This window comes from Achromobacter sp. EG18, from assembly GCF_059759395.1.
The window spans coordinates 4,702,335-4,719,127 of the sequence record NZ_CM186213.1 but is presented as its reverse complement, the minus strand read 5'-3'; the positions used below and the strand labels follow the sequence as shown (position 1 = coordinate 4,719,127).

Annotated in this window: 15 protein-coding genes; 4 read left to right on the top strand and 11 right to left on the bottom strand. The window is 68.4% G+C overall.

Annotated features, from left to right (window positions below; translation table 11 throughout):
• Positions 1 to 13 precede the first annotated feature (13 nt).
• The 5 genes from hutH to hutC all read right to left on the bottom strand — a co-directional run bounded on the left by hutH (position 14) and on the right by hutC (position 6,262).
• Positions 14 to 1,543, bottom strand: coding sequence for a histidine ammonia-lyase (hutH, locus tag AC6CR5_RS21700; protein ID WP_498084944.1), 1,530 nt, complete (start codon positions 1,541 to 1,543; stop codon positions 14 to 16).
• Positions 1,544 to 1,572: 29 nt separating this feature from the next.
• Complete coding sequence (locus tag AC6CR5_RS21695) at positions 1,573 to 2,997, bottom strand: purine-cytosine permease family protein (protein ID WP_006387268.1); 1,425 nt, start codon at positions 2,995 to 2,997, stop codon at positions 1,573 to 1,575.
• A 69-nt stretch (positions 2,998 to 3,066) separates the two neighbouring features.
• A complete protein-coding gene (gene hutU / locus AC6CR5_RS21690; protein ID WP_498084943.1) occupies positions 3,067 to 4,758 on the bottom strand; it encodes a urocanate hydratase in 1,692 nt (563 codons plus the stop codon).
• Positions 4,759 to 4,901: 143 nt separating this feature from the next.
• Positions 4,902 to 5,522: a HutD/Ves family protein gene (locus tag AC6CR5_RS21685; RefSeq protein ID WP_054446003.1), complete on the bottom strand. Its 621-nt coding sequence runs from the start codon at positions 5,520 to 5,522 to the stop codon at positions 4,902 to 4,904.
• Positions 5,519 to 6,262, bottom strand: a complete 744-nt coding sequence (gene hutC / locus AC6CR5_RS21680; protein WP_498084942.1) for a histidine utilization transcriptional repressor HutC — start codon at positions 6,260 to 6,262, stop codon at positions 5,519 to 5,521. The genes AC6CR5_RS21685 and hutC overlap by 4 nt, the downstream gene beginning before the upstream one ends.
• Before the next feature lie 131 nt (positions 6,263 to 6,393).
• On the opposite strand from hutC, the gene AC6CR5_RS21675 reads away from it, so the two are divergent.
• The 3 genes from AC6CR5_RS21675 to AC6CR5_RS21665 all read left to right on the top strand — a co-directional run bounded on the left by AC6CR5_RS21675 (position 6,394) and on the right by AC6CR5_RS21665 (position 9,914).
• Positions 6,394 to 6,684 carry a metal/formaldehyde-sensitive transcriptional repressor gene (locus AC6CR5_RS21675; protein WP_006387264.1) on the top strand — a complete coding sequence of 97 codons (291 nt, stop codon included), beginning with the start codon at positions 6,394 to 6,396 and terminating at the stop codon, positions 6,682 to 6,684.
• A 26-nt stretch (positions 6,685 to 6,710) separates the two neighbouring features.
• A complete protein-coding gene (locus AC6CR5_RS21670; RefSeq protein WP_006387263.1) occupies positions 6,711 to 7,820 on the top strand; it encodes an S-(hydroxymethyl)glutathione dehydrogenase/class III alcohol dehydrogenase in 1,110 nt (369 codons plus the stop codon).
• A 168-nt stretch (positions 7,821 to 7,988) separates the two neighbouring features.
• Positions 7,989 to 9,914, top strand: a complete 1,926-nt coding sequence (locus AC6CR5_RS21665; protein WP_498084941.1) for a bifunctional metallophosphatase/5'-nucleotidase — start codon at positions 7,989 to 7,991, stop codon at positions 9,912 to 9,914.
• Between the two features lie 127 nt (positions 9,915 to 10,041).
• Here AC6CR5_RS21665 and AC6CR5_RS21660 read toward each other — a convergent pair whose 3' ends face one another.
• From AC6CR5_RS21660 to AC6CR5_RS21635, 6 genes are all read right to left on the bottom strand, one after another.
• Positions 10,042 to 11,244, bottom strand: coding sequence for a glycosyltransferase family 4 protein (locus tag AC6CR5_RS21660; RefSeq protein WP_148317741.1), 1,203 nt, complete (start codon positions 11,242 to 11,244; stop codon positions 10,042 to 10,044).
• Positions 11,241 to 12,242 carry a WaaZ-like lipopolysaccharide core biosynthesis protein gene (locus AC6CR5_RS21655; protein WP_498084940.1) on the bottom strand — a complete coding sequence of 334 codons (1,002 nt, stop codon included), beginning with the start codon at positions 12,240 to 12,242 and terminating at the stop codon, positions 11,241 to 11,243. Before AC6CR5_RS21655 ends, AC6CR5_RS21660 begins: the two co-directional genes overlap by 4 nt.
• Before the next feature lie 30 nt (positions 12,243 to 12,272).
• Positions 12,273 to 12,641, bottom strand: a complete 369-nt coding sequence (locus AC6CR5_RS21650; RefSeq protein ID WP_232066976.1) for a hypothetical protein — start codon at positions 12,639 to 12,641, stop codon at positions 12,273 to 12,275.
• A 96-nt stretch (positions 12,642 to 12,737) separates the two neighbouring features.
• Entirely contained in the window at positions 12,738 to 14,078 is a 1,341-nt protein-coding gene (locus AC6CR5_RS21645) for a heavy metal sensor histidine kinase (protein WP_020925542.1), read from the bottom strand.
• Positions 14,078 to 14,767 (bottom strand): heavy metal response regulator transcription factor, encoded by a 690-nt coding sequence (locus AC6CR5_RS21640; RefSeq protein ID WP_020925543.1) that lies wholly within the window; start codon positions 14,765 to 14,767, stop codon positions 14,078 to 14,080. The genes AC6CR5_RS21645 and AC6CR5_RS21640 overlap by 1 nt, the downstream gene beginning before the upstream one ends.
• 176 nt (positions 14,768 to 14,943) lie before the next feature.
• The gene (locus AC6CR5_RS21635) at positions 14,944 to 15,285 is read right to left on the bottom strand and encodes a DUF4148 domain-containing protein (protein ID WP_006387256.1); all 342 of its coding nucleotides are present in this window, start codon (positions 15,283 to 15,285) and stop codon (positions 14,944 to 14,946) included.
• Between the two features lie 252 nt (positions 15,286 to 15,537).
• Here AC6CR5_RS21635 and AC6CR5_RS21630 point away from each other — a divergent pair, with 252 nt between their 5' ends.
• On the top strand, positions 15,538 to 16,791 hold the full coding sequence (locus AC6CR5_RS21630) for a TolC family protein (RefSeq protein ID WP_498084939.1): 1,254 nt from the start codon (positions 15,538 to 15,540) through the stop codon (positions 16,789 to 16,791).
• Positions 16,792 to 16,793 lie beyond the last annotated feature (2 nt).

The following is a 16,793-nucleotide window of genomic DNA, read 5'->3' as shown; positions in this document are numbered from 1 at the left end:
GTCATCGACATGGTCAAAGGCTGGGCAGCAGGCCCGGCGGCATCAGCGCGTTCAGGTGGCGGTCCGCGATCAATTGGCTGGCCGCCTCGATGTCGGGCGCGAAGAAGCGGTCCTTCTCGTAGTGCGCCACCCTCCCGCGCAGCAGGCCGCGCGCGCGTTCCAGCTTGGGCGATGTCTTCAAGCCGGCGCGGAAATCCAGGCCCTGGCACGCGCCCAGCCATTCGATCGCCAGGATGTCGCGCACATTGTCGGCCATCGGCCAGAGCCGCTTGCCGGCGTTGGGCGCCATCGATACGTGGTCTTCCTGGTTGGCCGAGGTCGGCAGGCTGTCTACGCTGGCCGGATGGGCCAGGGCCTTGTTGTCGCTGGCCAGCGCGGCCGCGGTGACCTGCGCGATCATGAAGCCCGAGTTGACGCCGCCATTGCTCACCAGGAATGGCGGCAACTGCGACATGTGCTTGTCCATCATCAGTGAAATGCGGCGCTCGGACAGCGCCCCGATCTCGGCCAGCGCCAGGGCCAGGTTGTCGGCCACCAGCGCCACGGGCTCGGCATGGAAATTTCCGCCCGACAGCACATCGCCCTGTTCGGCGAACACCAGGGGGTTGTCGGAGACGGCATTGGCCTCGATCTGCAACACCTGCGCCACATGGCGGATCTGCGTCAGGCAGGCGCCCATCACCTGCGGTTGGCAACGCAGCGAGTAGGGGTCCTGGACCTTGCCGCAATCGACGTGCGAATGGCCGACTTCGCTGTCTTCGGTCAGCAGGTCGCGGTATACCGCGGCCACGTCGATCTGGCCGGGCTGGCCGCGCGCTTCGTGGATGCGGGCGTCGAAGGGAACGCGCGAGCCGAGCATGGCCTCGACACTGAGGCTGCCGCATACCAGGCCGGCCGCCAACAGGTCTTCGGCTTCGAACAGGCCGCGCAGCGCGTAGGCGGTCGACACCTGGGTGCCGTTCAGCAGCGCCAGGCCTTCCTTGGCCGCCAGCGTCAGGGGTTCCAGGCCGGCGCGCGCCAGCGCCGCCTTCGCGGGCAGCCATTCGCCGTCACAGCGCGCCCGGCTTTCGCCCAGCAACAACAGCGACATGTGCGCCAGCGGCGCCAGGTCGCCCGACGCCCCCACCGACCCCTTGAGCGGGATGTGCGGATAGACGCCCGCGTTGACCAGCGCGATCAGGCTGTCGATGACCTGGCACCGGATGCCGGAACGGCCACGCGCCAGACTGTTTATCTTGAGCACCATGATCAGCCGCACCATGTCGTCGCCCAGCGGCTCGCCCACGCCCGCCGCGTGCGACAGCACCAGCGAGCTTTGCAGCGCCTCCAGATCCTCGCGCGCGATCCGGGTGGAGGCCAGCAGGCCAAAGCCGGTGTTGATGCCATAGGCGGTGCGGCCGTCGGCAACGATGCGCTCGACGCAGGCGACGCTGGCGTCGATCGGCCCGTAGGCGGCCGGGTCCAGCGTCACGCGGCCCGGATGCTGGTAAACCTGGCGCAGTTGCGCCAGCGTCAGATGGCCGGGTTTGAGGTGCAGATCCATGTTGTTGTTCTCCAGGACGGGATGCGGTGTCAGGCGATGTCGGCGCCACGCCGCGCCGGGGCCGGACAGGGCGCGGGCCGGGGATCGCGGCGGGCGAAAACGTAATAGAGCAGCCCGGGCACGATCAGGCCGATGATCCACGAGATATCGACGCCGCCCAGGCGCGCGACCAGCGGACCCGTATAGAGCTTGGTCGAGATGAACGGCATCTGCACCAGCACGCCGAACACATACACCAGGATGCCGGGCCAGTTCCAGCGGCCGTAGCGGCCATCGGGATCGGACAGCGCCGCCACATCGTAGCGCTCGCGGTTGATGAAGTAATAGTCGACCAGGTTCACGGCGCTCCAGGGCGTGAAGAACGCCAGCAGGAACAGGATGAACGACTTGAAGGCATTCAGGAACGAATGCTGGCCCAGCCAGGCGACCAGCGTGGCCGCGCCCACGATCAACAGCACGAACACCAGCCGCTGGCGCCGCGAGATATCCACATGGCCCCGAAAGCCGCTGATGATGGTGGCGATGCACATGAAGCTGCCGTACGAGTTCAGCGTCGAGATGGTGACCTTGCCGAACGCGATGCTGAAGTACAGCGCCGCCGCGGTGGCGCCGGCGCCGCCCAGGCCGACGATGTAGGCCACCTCGCGGCCGGCGAACTGGCCCGCCGCCATGGCCGCCGCCAGCACCCCCAGCGTCATCGCGATCTGCGCACCCAGTACGGAACCCAGGCCGACCGCCAGGAAGGTCCCGAACGAAGAGGTCCGGCTGGGCAGATAGCGCGAGTAGTCCGCTACATACGGGCCATAGGCGATCTGCCAGGACGCCGCCAGCGACACCGCGAGCAGGAACGAGGCCCAGCTGAAATGACGGATCTGCAGCAATTGCCCCACGTCGCCCAGCGCGATCACGCGGCTGAACAGGTAGACGAAGGCGATCAGGCCCAGCACGCTGGCCACGCGGCCGATGATGTGGATCATGCGGTAGCCGAACACCGTCACCAGCACGATGACCGCGGCGAATATCAGAATGCCGGCGCTGTCGCTCACCCCCAGCAACTGGCCGATGGCCTGCCCCGACAGCACCGTGCCGGTGGCGGTGAAGCCCAGGTACATCAGGCACACCAGCACGATCGGGATGGCGGCGCCATAGACGCCGAACTGCACCCGGCTCGAGATCATCTGCGGCAGGCCCAGTTTGGGGCCCTGCGCCGCGTGCAGCGCCATCACCGCGCCGCCGAACACCTGGCCGACGAACAGGCCGACCAGCGACCAGAATACGTCGCCGCCCAGCACCACCGCCAAGGCGCCCGTGACGATGGCGGTGATCTGCAGATTGGCGCCCAGCCACAGCGTGAACTGGCTGTAGAGCCGCCCGTGGCGCTCCGTTTCCGGGATGAAGTCGATCGAGCGCCGCTCGACCAGCGTTCCCTTTGGCACCGCGCTGTCCTGCTCCATGCATTGTCTCCTTGCGGGCGCCGCCATGCGGCGCCCTGGTTCTTCTGGATGAGGCCGCCCGCGGGCGGTTCAGCGCGCGGCATCGACCATGGGCAGGTCCAGCCCTTGCTCGCGGGCGCAGTCGATGGCGATGTCGTAGCCGGCGTCGGCATGGCGCATCACGCCGGTGCCCGGGTCGTTGGTCAGCACCCGCGCGATGCGCTCGGCCGCCGCGTCGGTGCCGTCGCACACCATCACCATGCCCGCGTGCTGCGAGAAGCCCATGCCCACGCCGCCGCCGTGGTGCAGCGACACCCAGGTGGCGCCGCCGGCGGTATTCAAGAGCGCATTGAGCAGCGGCCAGTCGGACACCGCGTCGGAACCGTCGCGCATGGCCTCCGTCTCGCGGTTGGGGCTGGCCACCGAGCCGGAATCCAGGTGATCGCGGCCGATCACCACGGGCGCCGACAGTTCGCCGCTGCGCACCATCTCGTTGAACGCCAGCCCGAGGCGGGCGCGCTGGCCCAGGCCAACCCAGCAGATCCGCGCCGGCAGGCCCTGGAAGCGGATGCGCTCGCGCGCCATGTCGAGCCAGCGATGCAGGTGCGCGTCGTCGGGAATCAGTTCCTTGACCTTGGCGTCGGTCTTGTAGATGTCCTGCGGATCGCCCGACAGCGCGGCCCAGCGGAACGGGCCCACGCCGCGGCAGAACAGCGGGCGGATGTAGGCCGGCACGAACCCCGGAAAATCGAAGGCATTGGCCACGCCCTCGTCCTTGGCCATCTGGCGGATGTTGTTGCCGTAGTCGAAGGTCGGTATGCCCTGCTTCTGGAACGCGAGCATGGCCTTGACGTGCACGGCCATGGACTGCTTGGCGGCCTTCACCACCGCGGCCGGTTCGCTGCGGGCGCGCTCGCGGTACTCGGCCCAGGTCCAGCCGGCGGGCAGATAGCCATTGAGCGGGTCATGGGCGCTGGTCTGGTCGGTGACCATGTCCGGACGCACCCCGCGGCGCACCAGCTCGGGCAGCACTTCGGCGGCGTTGCCGCACAGCGCGATCGATACCGCGCGGCCTTCCCTGGTGTAGCGGGCGATGCGCGCCAGGGCGTCATCCAGGTCGGTGGCCTGCTCGTCCACATAGCGGGTGCGCAGGCGAAAGTCGATGCTGGCCTGCTGGCACTCGATGTTCAGCGAGCAGGCGCCGGCCAGCGTCGCGGCCAGCGGTTGCGCGCCGCCCATGCCGCCCAGGCCGGCGGTGAGCACCCAGCGGCCGCCGAGATCGCCGCCGTAGTGCTGGCGGCCGGCCTCGACGAAGGTCTCGTAGGTACCCTGCACGATGCCCTGGCTGCCAATGTAGATCCAGCTGCCGGCGGTCATCTGGCCATACATGGCCAGGCCCTTGGCGTCGAGTTCGTTGAAGTGTTCCCACGTGGCCCAGTGCGGCACCAGGTTGGAGTTGGCGATCAGCACGCGCGGCGCGTTGGCGTGGGTCTTGAACACACCCACCGGCTTGCCCGACTGCACCAGCAGGGTTTCGTCCGCTTCCAGGCGCTTGAGCGTCTCGACGATGCGGTCATAGCAGTCCCAGTCGCGCGCGGCGCGGCCAATGCCGCCATACACCACCAATTCCTTCGGGTTCTCGGCCACCTCCGGGTCGAGATTGTTCATCAGCATGCGCAGCGGCGCCTCGGTCAGCCAGCTCTTGGCCGTCAGCTGGTTGCCGCGCGGAGCGCGGATCTCGACATCGCGGTATCGGTTCGATTTTTCCAAGGCAGTCTCCATGATCCGGGGCCTGGCGCGTCGTGCATTGACGCGCGACCAGTTGCCGGAATCATAGGATGCCTATGCTTGTATATACAAGCTCGTAAGACCGATTCATCGATCAGGGATTTCCCGCATTCCCGGCCGAAACCGGGCCGCAGCGTTCAGCCCCGGCGCGGCTGCAGTTCGATCAGGCAGGCGTCCAGCGCGGCGGGGGCTTCCAGCCGGAATTCGGCCAGGCCGTCGCGCTGCGCATCGAGCGCGGTACGCTCGATGTGCAGGCAGTCATAGCGCGCCGGCGCTGGCAGCGGCTGGCCGTCGCGCCACACCGTCAGCGGCCCGCCCGCGTTCAGCAGCAGCACGGTGCTGGCCGCGCTGTGGAAACGCCAGTGCCGCGCGGCGCCGACCCATTGCAGGCGGGCGCGGTAATGGCGCGGGGAATAGATCAGGTTGAAATCGCGGATGGGGCCGTCCAGCAGCCGGCAATCGACGGCGGCATCGCCGGAAAAGGCGTAGGCCTCGCGCGGCCGCAGCGGCGGCTGCGCGCGGCCGTCGACGGTCAGCGCGATGCCGGCGCCTTCCAGTACCGTGATGATGCGCTGCAGGCCGCTGAACAGCGAAAAACCGCCGTCCTGCGCCACGTCGGCGATAGACAGGCGCCATTCGAACGCGCTCGTGCTGCCGCCATCGTTGCAGGCCACTTCCTGGGTGGTGCCGCCGCCATTGCGCCAGGGCATGCGGGGATAGTCTTGTGCCCGGTACAGGCGCACGTCATGCGAAATCATGTGGTGAATTTTCCTTCGAGGCGGTGGCGCGATCCGGGATGGATCAGGCGCGCCAGCGTGACCGCGCGCTCGCCCGACCAGGTGCGGCGGCGGATCAGCAGGCAGGGTTCGCTGCGGTCGATCTGCAGCAGCTGGCATTCGCGCGGCTTGGCGATGATGGCTTCCACCACGTGCTCGCCCTCGGTCAGCGGCGCCACCCGCGTCAGGTATTCATAGGGCGTGTGCTGGGTGAAGTCCTGCTTGAGATAGTCGGGCGCCAGCCGCACGTTGACGTAACGGTCTTCGAGCTGGATCGGCACATCGTCTTCGAAGTGCACGATGAGCGAATGGAACACCGGCTGGCCTTCGCGGATGTCGAGCGCCGCCGCCTGCTCGCTGCCCGCCGGCTCCTCGACCAGGCGCACCACGCGGCTGTGGTGCCGATGGCCGCGCGCCGTGATCTCGTCGGCGATATTGTTGACGGAGAACAGCGCCGACCGGGCCTTGGGCTGGGCCACGAACGTGCCCACGCCCTGCATCCGCACCAGCAGGCCTTCGGCCGTCAGCTCGCGCAACGCCCGGTTGACCGTCATGCGGGAATAGCCCAGTTCCTGCACCAGCTCGCTTTCCGACGGCACGCGGTAATGCGCCGGCCACGCGCCGGTACGGATCTGCTGCGCGATCATCTGCTTGAGCTGCGCATAAAGTGGCGCCGGCAGGGCGCTGGCCTGGGGCGGCAAGCGAGGCGGGTGAGAGGCCACGTGTAATCCTGTGTCGTGCCGTTGGACGAATGGCGATTATAGGGCCCTAGACATGTACAGACAGGCGGCCCGCGCTGGACGCCCTGGCAATGTCTGCGTATACTCCCCCCCTGTATCTACCGGAGCCCGCCGTGCCCCATTCCCCCGCAGAGAAAAAGCGCGTCACCACGCGCCTGCGCCGCATCCAGGGCCAGGCGCTGGCGCTGGAGCGCGCCGTCAACGAAGGCACGGAATGCGGCGCGCTGCTGCAACAGCTGGCGGCCCTGCGCGGCGCGGCCACGGGACTGATGGCCGAAGTGCTCGAAAGCCATCTGCGCGAAACCTTCCTGCAATCCGCCCAGGGCGGACGATCCGGCGCCACGCTCGAACCCGAAGCGGAAATCGACCAGGTCATGCGCATCGTCCGCTCTTACCTCAAATAACCCCATCCGACCTTCTGGAGCCTCCCATGAAATCACGCGCCGCCGTCGCATTCGGCCCTGGCAAGCCGCTGGAAATCGTTGAAATCGACGTCGCGCCGCCCCAACGCGGCGAAGTGCTGGTGCAGATCACCCACACCGGCGTCTGTCACACCGACGCCTTCACCCTGAGCGGAGACGACCCCGAAGGCCTGTTCCCCGCCGTGCTGGGCCATGAAGGCGCCGGCGTGGTGGTCGAGGTCGGCGAAGGCGTGACCTCGCTCAAGCCGGGCGATCACGTCATTCCGCTCTACACGGCCGAATGCCGCGAGTGCAAGTTCTGCCTGTCGGGCAAGACCAACCTGTGCCAGAAGGTGCGCGCCACCCAGGGCAAGGGCGTGATGCCCGACGGCACCTCGCGCTTCAGCTACGAGGGCAAGCCGCTCTACCACTACATGGGCTGCTCGACCTTCAGCGAATACACCGTGGTCAACGAGATCTCGCTGGCCAAGATCAACCCGGCCGCGCCGCACGAGAAGGTCTGCCTGCTGGGCTGCGGCGTCACCACCGGCCTGGGCGCGGTGCACAACACCGCCAAGGTCAAGGAAGGCGACACCGTGGCCGTGTTCGGCCTGGGCGGCATCGGCCTGGCGGTGATCCAGGGCGCGGTGCAGGCCAAGGCCGGCCGCATCATCGCGGTCGACACCAACCCCAACAAGTTCGTGCTGGCCAGCGCCATGGGCGCCACCGACTGCATCAACCCCAAGGACCACGACAAGCCGATCCAGGAGGTCATCGTCGAACTCACCGACGGCGGCGTGGACTTCTCGTTCGAATGCATCGGCAACGTGCACGTGATGCGCGCCGCGCTCGAATGCTGCCACAAGGGCTGGGGCGAGAGCATCATCATCGGCGTGGCCGGCGCCGGCCAGGAAATCAGCACGCGCCCCTTCCAGCTGGTCACCGGCCGCGTCTGGCGCGGTTCGGCCTTCGGCGGCGTCAAGGGCCGCACCCAACTGCCCGGCATGGTCGAGGACGCGATGAGCGGCAAGATCGACCTGGACCCGTTCGTCACGCACACGCTGCCGCTGGACCGCATCAACGAGGCCTTCGACCTGATGCATGAAGGCAAGTCGATCCGTACCGTGATCCACTACTGACGCGCCGACCGACGTCCCCGCGGGCCCGGCGTTTGCGCGCCGGGCCCGCTTCTTTTGCATGACAGATCCGCGACAGCCGCCACGATCGATGTGACAGCCCTGTCATTCATCTTCACGTCATCTCGGCCCGCGACCATGCGCCCTCCGAAGACAGAGGGATGCTCGCGAATGATCACGTGGAAGAGGACGGCCGGCGCGGCCGCATTGAGCCTGGTGGCGCTGCTGGCCGGTTGCGGCGGCAGCGACGATGACGACACGCCGGCCAGCCCGGCGCCGAATCCCGCGCCGGTCGCCAGCCGGCCGATGGAACTGACGATCCTGCACATCAACGATCATCATTCCAACCTGGACAGCAGGAAAAAAGACCTGAAGCTGCTGAACGCCGCGGGTTCGCGCGTCACGGTCAATGCCGAGATCGGCGGCTTCCCGCGCGTGACGGCCGCCTTCCAGGCGCTGTCCGCGCAGGCGCCCAACGTGCTCAAGCTGCATGCCGGCGACGCCACCACCGGCACGCTCTACTTCAATCGCGCCGGCGAACCGGGCGAGGCCGACGCCGCCCTGATGAACACGGTCTGCTTCGATGCCATGACGCTGGGCAACCATGAGTTCGACAAAGGCGACAGCGGCCTGAAGCGCTTCGTCGAACTGCTGCACGCCGGCACCTGCCAGACGCCGGTGCTCAGCGCCAACGTCACCTTCGGCGCCAACTCGGCCTTGAATCCGTCGCGCGCGCCCGGCATGGTCAAGCCATCCATCGTGCTGCAACGCGACGGCCAGCCCATCGGCCTGGTCGGCCTGACCATCGCCAACAAGACGCAGCAGTCGTCCAGCCCCGACCCCGGCACGCTGTTCTCCGAAGAAACCGCCGCCGCGCAGCAGCAGATCGACGCCCTGCGCGCGCAAGGCGTCAACAAGATCGTGGTGATGAGCCACATCGGCTATGACTACGACAAGCGGATCATTCCCAACCTGAGCGGCGTGGATGTGGTGGTCGGCGGCGACTCGCACACCCTGCTGGGTCCGGCCGCGCTGTCCATCTATGGCGTCGGCTCGCCCGCCGGCGCGTACCCCACCGAACTGCGCAACAAGGACGGCAAGCTCGTCTGCCTGGTGCAGGCCTGGGAATACTCGCAGGTGGTCGGCGAACTGAAGGTGAGCTTCGACGCGAATGGCGATGTAACCGCCTGCGCCGGCACGCCCCACGTGCTGATGGGCGACACCTTCAAGATCGGCGGGGCCGCGCCCGCCTCGGCCGACCAGGCCGCCATCGTGGCCGACGCGGCCGCCAGCGGCTTCCTGCGCGTGCAGGCCCCGGACGCGCAGGCCACGGCCGTGCTGCAGCCTTTCAAGGCCAAGGTCGACGCGTTCAGCGCCAGCCTGGTGGCGACGGTGCCGCAGGAGCTGTGCTCGCGGCGCGTCCCCGGCGGCCCCGGCTCGCGCGACTACGGCCGCTCCAGCGTCGCCTGCAACACGCTCGGCAACGTCAGCCTGCACGGTGGCGACATCCAGCAACTCGTCGCACAGGCCTACCTGGAAGTGGCCAATGCCAACTATGGCGGCGCCGATATCTCGCTGCAAAGCGGCGGCGGCGTGCGCGTGCCGCTGCTGGGCAACGTGACCGCGGCCAACGTGATCGAGGTGGTTCCCTTCGGCAACATGCTGTGGCGCCTGGATGTCACCGGCGCCGAGGTCAAGAGCATGCTGGAAGACGGGATGCAGGCGGTCTACGGCCCCGGCGGCTCCACCGGCCCCTACCCGTACGCGGGCGGCCTGCGCTGGGATGTGAATGCCGCCCAGGCCCAGGGCAGCCGCGTGTCGAACATCGAGGTGCGCGACAACGCCAGCGGCAACTGGCTGCCGCTGGACCCGAACCGCACCTACAAGCTGTTCGTCCTGAGCTTCAACGCCACCGGCGGCGACGGCTACAAGACTCTCGCCAACGTGCCGGCGGCGCGGCGCCAAGACATCGGCGTGCTGGATGCCGACGTGCTGCAGGCCTACATCGAGAAGCAGGCCAAGGACCCCGTGTCCGGCCTGCCGGTGCTGAACCTGCTGCCGATCAGCCTGTACAGCACCAAGACCTACAGCGAATGAGCCTGCGGGCCTGGCCCCTCCAAGCGGGGGCCAGGCCCTGGCGCGGCGCGCGCGAATACCGACAGGGCCGGTTCGCGCTGAAAGGCGCCCGGGTCCTGTTCACGCTGAAAGAGGCGTCGCGCAAGCCCTAGCCCAGGCAGGTCGTGCCCTTCTGCATGGCCGTGCCGACGATCACTCCGGCCGACACCAGCTTGTGCCGCAGGCGCGGCAGCGCGGCGCGCCCGCTTTCTGCGTAGACCTGCTCGGTGCCGCGCACGAAGGTCTCCAGCGAGAAATCCCTGACCGCCTTGCGCCGCGCCGCCGCCGCCATCCAGTCCAGCAGAATCCGGTTTTCCAGGACATCGGCCAGTATCTCCGCCACGCGCGCCACCGCGCCGGCCGGAACGATCCAGCCGCTGCTGCCGTTGACGACATTCTCGGCCAGCCCGCCCGTGTCGCTGACGATGACGGGCTTGCCGGCCGCCATCATTTCGCGGCAGGCAAACGAGATCGTCTCCAGACTCGATGACAGCACGAAGCCCAGGTCCGTCGCCGCCAGCAGCGGCCGCACGTCCTGCAGCAAACCCGTGAAGACCACCGCGTCGCGCATGCCCATCTCGTCGACCCGCTGCTGGTCGGCCGCGCTGGGCGGCTGACCGGCAATCAAAATGGCGATCTGGCGCCGCTGTGCCTCGGGCAGCATTGCCACGGCGGCGACCATATCCAGCCAATTCTTGTAGGCGGCGGTGCCCGCCTGGCTTCCCACCACCAGCCGGTCCCTCAGCGCCGCCGGCAACAACTGCTCGCGCGCCAGGACCGCCTCATGCGGCGACGCGGGACGAAAGCGCCGGGTATCCACGCCGTTGCGCACCAGCCGCAGGTCCGCCGGCCGAAACGCCGAACGACGCATGCCGTCGAAGGTATGCTGGCTGACGCAGATGACCCGGTCGGTCGCCAGCCCGGCCCGCAGCCGCGTGCCAAGACTGCGCGGATGGCGGCCGTTGTGCTGGGTATAGACCATGAACGGACGCAACGGCCCCATGCCCATCGAAGCCAGCATGCACAGGCGGTGGTCCGCCGAACCATTGACGTGGACCACGTCGAATGCCTCGGCCCGCAACAGCGCGCGCAACTGCCGCAGCGCGCGCCATTGCCGGGCGGGCGCGCCCTTGAACTGCAGCGCGATCGCGCGCACGCCGGGCAGGGCGCCGGCTTCATCCAGCAGGCGGCTGCCGCATGGCGCGGCAATGGTGACGTCGGCCTTTCCGCTGAGCATGCGCGCCAGCGAAATGACGTAGGTCGTATGGCCGCCGCCGTCGCCCTGGTGGAAATTGGTATAGAGGATCTTCATCGATCGGATTCCGCAAACGTTCCCGTGGCCGTCCCGGGTGGCAGCAGGCAGCGCCAGTGCCGCTTCTCGAATACGTCCGGCCCCAGGCGGCTGGCCTCGGACAGGTTGTAGACCTTGACGCTGCGGGCCGCGAGCAGGGCGGCCGCGCGGCGAAATGCCGGCTCGATGTGCCCGTCGAATTGCCGGTCCAGCGCCGTCGCCAGCGCCGCGCCGCCATGCTCATAGAAGCGCGGCCCCGCCGCGCTCGTCAGGTCCAGGCCATGCAGATACACCGTGGGCGCGCCCAGCCAGGCAAGCAGCTGCAGCGCGGTGTACGCCACCGTGCCTCCGCCGAACAGCCCGCGCGGCGGGTCGAGGCTGAAGCCGTGCGCATGTTCCGGATGGTGGGCATCGAACAGCACCAACCCGGCATCGCCTTCCAGTTCACGCGCCAGCGCATCCGGGTCGGCGCGCGGTTGTTGGGCCCGCTGGTGCACCTCCTCGAACAGCGCGATGGAACACCGTATCCGCCGCGCATCGAACAGGAACGCGATCCAGCGATAGACCTCGGGGGTGACGAACAACAGCAGGTCCTGCGACAGCACCTGCGCCACCAGGTCACGGCGGCGACGCACGAATCCCGCATCCAGCATGGCGTAGTAGTCGAAGCGCAAGCCGGGGTGCCTCTGGCGCAGCGCAATCGAGCCATTCACGCCCATCACCGTCTCCAGCACGCATTGGTCGTAGTCGATGCGGGCCACCGACGGGCCGCTGAGGATCAGGTGCGCCGCGGCCGTGATGCGCCGCGCCACCATGGCCAGCGGCAACAGGCCCGGACCTGTCGCGCCCCGCAACGCGCAGCCCGACAGGCGGCCGGCCGGATCGCGTTGCACCCGCACAAAGGGCCACAGCACGGCGTTGTGGCGCTGGGCCGGTGGCCGCGTGTGGCGATAGAGCATCCGCAACCCCTTGGCCAGGGGCCGGCTCGACAACAGTCGCGATAGCAGCGGGCGCTTCATGGTCGGCGTGCGCCGTGACAAGGGCCGCGCTCACTCATTGCCCAGCTCCTGGCACAACGCCTGCGCGTAGGCCGGACCGTTTCGCATCCGCGCATAGGCCGCATAGTGCTGGCGATAGCGTTCGCTGTAGACGTCGGGCAACGGCCGCGCGCGAGACAGCTGCGCCATGCCGGACGCGCGCCACACCTCGACCTGCGCCCGCACCTGGGCGCGCGTGACCTCGCCCCGGGCCTGGCGCGCGGCGTATGCCTCGCGCGTCGAGTCCGGCAGTTCGCATTCGCCCGCCAGCGCCGTCGGCGCGCGCGGGCTGGCCGCTGGCTGCGCCGCCGCCACCGGCATCGCGACCGCCAGGCCGGCCACCAATATGGCGGCCCACGCCGCCCGATTCGATCGCTGCATGAGCGCTCCCAGGCGTCCACCCGGCGCCGCCAACCGGCGCGGCGGGGAACAGGAGCAGTCTAGGCAACGCGTTGCGACAGAATCCGCACGGGAAGATTAGTTTTCTGTAATGTTGCGGTCCGCGATCCAGAATCCGATGGTGATGACGCCACCCTCGGAACACGCGAACGGCCTGCCGCCATGCATGCGCGCGATGGCCGCAACGATGGCCAGGCCCAACCCATGGTGGTTGGCATCGAACACGCGCGCGGCTTCCATGCGATAGAAGCGGTAGAACAGCCGCGGCAGATGCTCCTGGCCGATGGGATCACCGTGATTGCGCACCGCGATGCGGATGCCTTCATCACCGCGATCGATCAGCAGGTCGATGCGCGTGCCGCGGTGCGCATAGCGCACGGCGTTGGACACCAGGTTGGATACCGCCCGCTGCAGCAGCGGCCGGTCGACATGCGCCGCGGCTTCGCCCGATACCGCGAACGACAGATCGGCATCCATGGCCTCGGCCTCGTGGTAGTCCGCCACTTCCGACAGCACCTGCGCCAGGCTTGCCGTCCAGCTGCCGCGCGCCTGCGCGCCGCGGTCCGCCTGCGACAGGAACAGCATGTCGTTGACGATGCCCGACAGGCGCTGCAATTCCTCCAGGTTCGATCCCAGGATATCGCGCAGCACCGCCTCCGGCCGCTTGCCGCTGAGCGCCAGCTCGGTCTCGCCGATCAGCGTGGCCAGCGGCGTGCGCAATTCGTGCGCGACGTCGGCGTTGAACCCCTCCATCTGCACGTAGGCCCGCTCCAGCCGCTGCAGCACGGCGTTGAACTGGTGCACCAATGGCCGGATCTCTTCGGCCTGGTGGCTTTCGTCGAGCCGCTCGCCGATGCGGTCGGGCGAAAGGCGGGCAGCCTGCCGGCCCAGCTCGTCGATCGGCGCCAGCGCCCGCCGCACCAATCGCGTGCCAATCGCCGACACGACGATGGCGCCGGCCAAGGCGCAGGCGAGCAGCGTCCACGCCAGGGCCGCGCGCAGATGCAGGTCCGACGTGATGTCCAGCACCAGTTCGGCATTCGTCGAACCGCCCGGCGATCCGGGCACCGGCAACGCGAAATTGATATGGCGGCCATGGCCGGCCTCGCCATCGCCCGGCCCGCCATAGACCACCCTGGCGCCATCGATCTCCAGCGCCAGCGAAAAATCGGGCCGGCCGTAGAAGAAATCCTCGAGCTTGTGGCGCAGCGAGGCCGAATCGCCCTTGGCCGCGTTCTCCTCGACCAGGTGCCTGATCACCTCCATCTTCTGCGCCAGCAGCGCTTCCTGGCGGATCGACAGGTTGCGGTTGGTGGCCCAATAGACCGCGACGCACACCAGCCCCAGGCCGGCGAACGTCAGGATCGCCAACCAGCGCGTGAGCCAGCGGCGCAATGATCTGGGGCGCGGCGCCGGCATCAGTCGTCCCGCGTTTCCAGCACGTAGCCCATGCCACGCACGGTGTGCAGCAGCTTCTTCTCGAAGGGGTCGTCGACCTTGCCGCGCAGGCGCCGCACCGCCACTTCCACCACATTGGTATTGCTGTTGAAATTGATGTCCCACACCTGCTCGGCCAGTTCCAGCCGCGACAGCACTTCGCCCTGCTTGCGCATCAGCAGCGCCAGCAAGGTGAATTCCTTGGCCGTCAGGTCCAGCCGCGTGCCGGCGCGGTAGGCGCGCCGGCGCAGCAGGTCGAGTTCCAGGTCGCCGATGCGCAGCACGTTCTGGCCACCCGCCTCGGCCACGTTGTGGCCGCTGCGGCGTCCCAGCGCCAGCACCCGCGCCAGCAGTTCGGACAGGGCGAACGGCTTGGCCAGGTAATCGTCGGCGCCGTCACGCAGGCCCTTGACGCGGTCCTCCAGCTTGTCGCGCGCGGTCAGCATCAGCACCGGCACGCGGTCGGTCTTGCGCAGTTCGTGCAGGACGGAAAAGCCATCCATGCCCGGCAGCATCACGTCCAGCAGGATCAGGTCGTACTGGCTTTCGCGCGCCAGGTGCAGGCCGCTGACGCCGTCCATCGCCACATCGACCACATAGCTGTGTTCGGTCAGCGCGCGGCGCAGGTACTCAGCGAGTTTTTTTTCGTCTTCAATGACCAGTATTTTCATGGGGCCCCGAATGGAAAGAGGGACGAACCGCGACGCGTCGCCACCCTATTCTACGTGCGCGACGGCGGGCAACGGCGTCCGCCGTCCTGGCGCCAGGGCGCGGGACGGCGGGTCGCGGTCGGCGGTCGCCTGGCCGGCTCTGCCGCCGATGGCGGCAGGCAAGGGCAAGGGTCCGATCAACCCGGCGTGTAGATCGCGTCCAGGCGGGCGCGCTCGGCCGGCGTCATCGCCTCGACTTCCGCCAGCGCATCGGCGCGGGTGCGCGACGTGCCCTGCTTGGCCCAGCCCGGCTTGGCCAGGTTGTTGTAGGTCAGGAAGAACCACTGCCGCTTGTCGGCCTTGGCGGCGGCCAGTTCGTTGGCCACCTGTTCGCCGGTCTTGCCACCGGTGGCGTGATCCGGCGCGATGCTGTAGCCGATCTCGGTATTGGTCTGGTGCCAGGTGCTGTTGGCGCTGGCCAGGGCCGGCACGGCCAGGGCGCCGCACAGGGCGAGGGTGGTGACAATGCGTTGCTTCATGAGGGTCTCCCAGTTTCAGTGACTTGCCGGGGCGGCTGGAGCGCCGCGCCTGCACGCTTCTGTCAAGCGGTGAAGACACTTTAAGGACGCGACCGCGTCAATTCGCCAACACGCCGATTACGAATTCGTAAGGCGCGCGAACCTTACGGAAATGTCATTTTTCTGTCGAGGATCTGACGAGGACCGTTGGATAGAGTGCCCACCAATGCCTGCCTCAGCCCGAGTCCGTGGCGCTCTCCCTTGGTTGACCTCATGCGTTTATCCCCGATACCGCTCGCCCTGGCGGCGGCCCTGTGCCTCACGCCGGCCTGGGCCCAGCCCGGCCCCGCCAGTCCCACGCCTTCCCCGCGCGCCACACCAGCGGGCCAGGTGTTGACCCTGGAACAGGCGCTGGCGACCGCCTATGAACGCAGCCCGCTGCTGGCGGCCGCCCGCAACGAAGCCGCGTCCAGCGAAGGCCAGCTCACACAGGCCGGCGTCATTCCGAATCCCAGCATCGAGGTCGGCATCGACGACAACCGCCGCACCACGCGCACCACCACCACGACCTTGAGCATGCCGGTGGAACTGGGCGGCAAGCGCGCCGCGCGCATCAAGGCCGCCGGCCTGGCGCGCGACATTGCCCAGCGCGACCTGTCGAGCGCGCGCGCCGACCTGCGCGCCGCCGTCATCGCCGCCTTCTTCGACGTGGCGGTGGCGCAGGAAACCGTGCGCGTGTCGCAGGGCACCGTGGAGATCGCGCAGAGCGCCCTGCGCCTGGCCGAACGGCGCGTCGCGGCCGGCAAGGCGCCGCCGCTGGAAAGCAGCAAGGCCCGCGTCGAACTGGCCAACTCGCGCATCGAGGCGCGCGCGGCCGACAGCGCGCTGCAGGCCGCGCGCCGCAAGCTGGGGCAACTGTGGGGCGCGCCGCAGCCGGATTTCGCGCAGGTCGGCGCCGACCTGGGCACGCTGCCGCGGCGCGAAGCCATCGACGACCTGCGGGCCGCGCTGGCCACGTCGCCGCGCATGGAGGCGGGGCGCCTCTCGGTCGAAATGGGCCGGGCGCAGCTGGAAGTCGAGAAAAGCAAGCGCTATCCGGACATCACCCTGAGCGCCGGCGTCGCCCGCGACAACGAGCAGGGCCGCAACAAGGCGCAGTTCGGCGTGGCGATCCCGCTGCCGCTGTTCGACCGCAACCAGGGCAACGTCTACTCGGCCACGATGCAGTCGTACAAGGCGCAGGACATGTACCGCGAGCTGGAATCGCGCCTGACCGCCGACCTGCTGCAATCCGTATCGCAATTCGACCTGGCCGCCAACTCGGCGCGCGAGTACCGCGCCACCGTTCTGCCGGGCGCCGCCGAAGCCTACGACAGCGCCCGCAAAGGCTTCGAGGCCGGCAAGGTGAGCTTCCTGGAAGTGCTGGACGCGCAACGCACCCTGTCGCAAGGAAACATCGGCTACCTGAACGTCCTGGCCAGCGCCTATCAGGCTTCGGCGGACATCGATCGCATTCTCGGACGTTGAAC

Bases quoted from the DNA above. Each gene is read 5' to 3' on its own strand.
- AC6CR5_RS21645 (WP_020925542.1), bottom strand. From the start codon at position 14,078: ATGCCGGCGCCGCGCCCCAGATCATTGCGCCGCTGGCTCACGCGCTGG.
- AC6CR5_RS21670 (WP_006387263.1), top strand. From the start codon at position 6,711: ATGAAATCACGCGCCGCCGTCGCATTCGGCCCTGGCAAGCCGCTGGAA.
- AC6CR5_RS21655 (WP_498084940.1), bottom strand. From the start codon at position 12,242: ATGAAGCGCCCGCTGCTATCGCGACTGTTGTCGAGCCGGCCCCTGGCC.
- AC6CR5_RS21640 (WP_020925543.1), bottom strand. From the start codon at position 14,767: ATGAAAATACTGGTCATTGAAGACGAAAAAAAACTCGCTGAGTACCTG.
- AC6CR5_RS21635 (WP_006387256.1), bottom strand. From the start codon at position 15,285: ATGAAGCAACGCATTGTCACCACCCTCGCCCTGTGCGGCGCCCTGGCC.
- hutH (WP_498084944.1), bottom strand. From the start codon at position 1,543: ATGGATCTGCACCTCAAACCCGGCCATCTGACGCTGGCGCAACTGCGC.
- AC6CR5_RS21650 (WP_232066976.1), bottom strand. From the start codon at position 12,641: ATGCAGCGATCGAATCGGGCGGCGTGGGCCGCCATATTGGTGGCCGGC.
- AC6CR5_RS21685 (WP_054446003.1), bottom strand. From the start codon at position 5,522: ATGATTTCGCATGACGTGCGCCTGTACCGGGCACAAGACTATCCCCGC.
- AC6CR5_RS21630 (WP_498084939.1), top strand. From the start codon at position 15,538: ATGCGTTTATCCCCGATACCGCTCGCCCTGGCGGCGGCCCTGTGCCTC.
- hutU (WP_498084943.1), bottom strand. From the start codon at position 4,758: ATGGAGACTGCCTTGGAAAAATCGAACCGATACCGCGATGTCGAGATC.
- AC6CR5_RS21695 (WP_006387268.1), bottom strand. From the start codon at position 2,997: ATGGAGCAGGACAGCGCGGTGCCAAAGGGAACGCTGGTCGAGCGGCGC.
- AC6CR5_RS21660 (WP_148317741.1), bottom strand. From the start codon at position 11,244: ATGAAGATCCTCTATACCAATTTCCACCAGGGCGACGGCGGCGGCCAT.
- AC6CR5_RS21665 (WP_498084941.1), top strand. From the start codon at position 7,989: ATGATCACGTGGAAGAGGACGGCCGGCGCGGCCGCATTGAGCCTGGTG.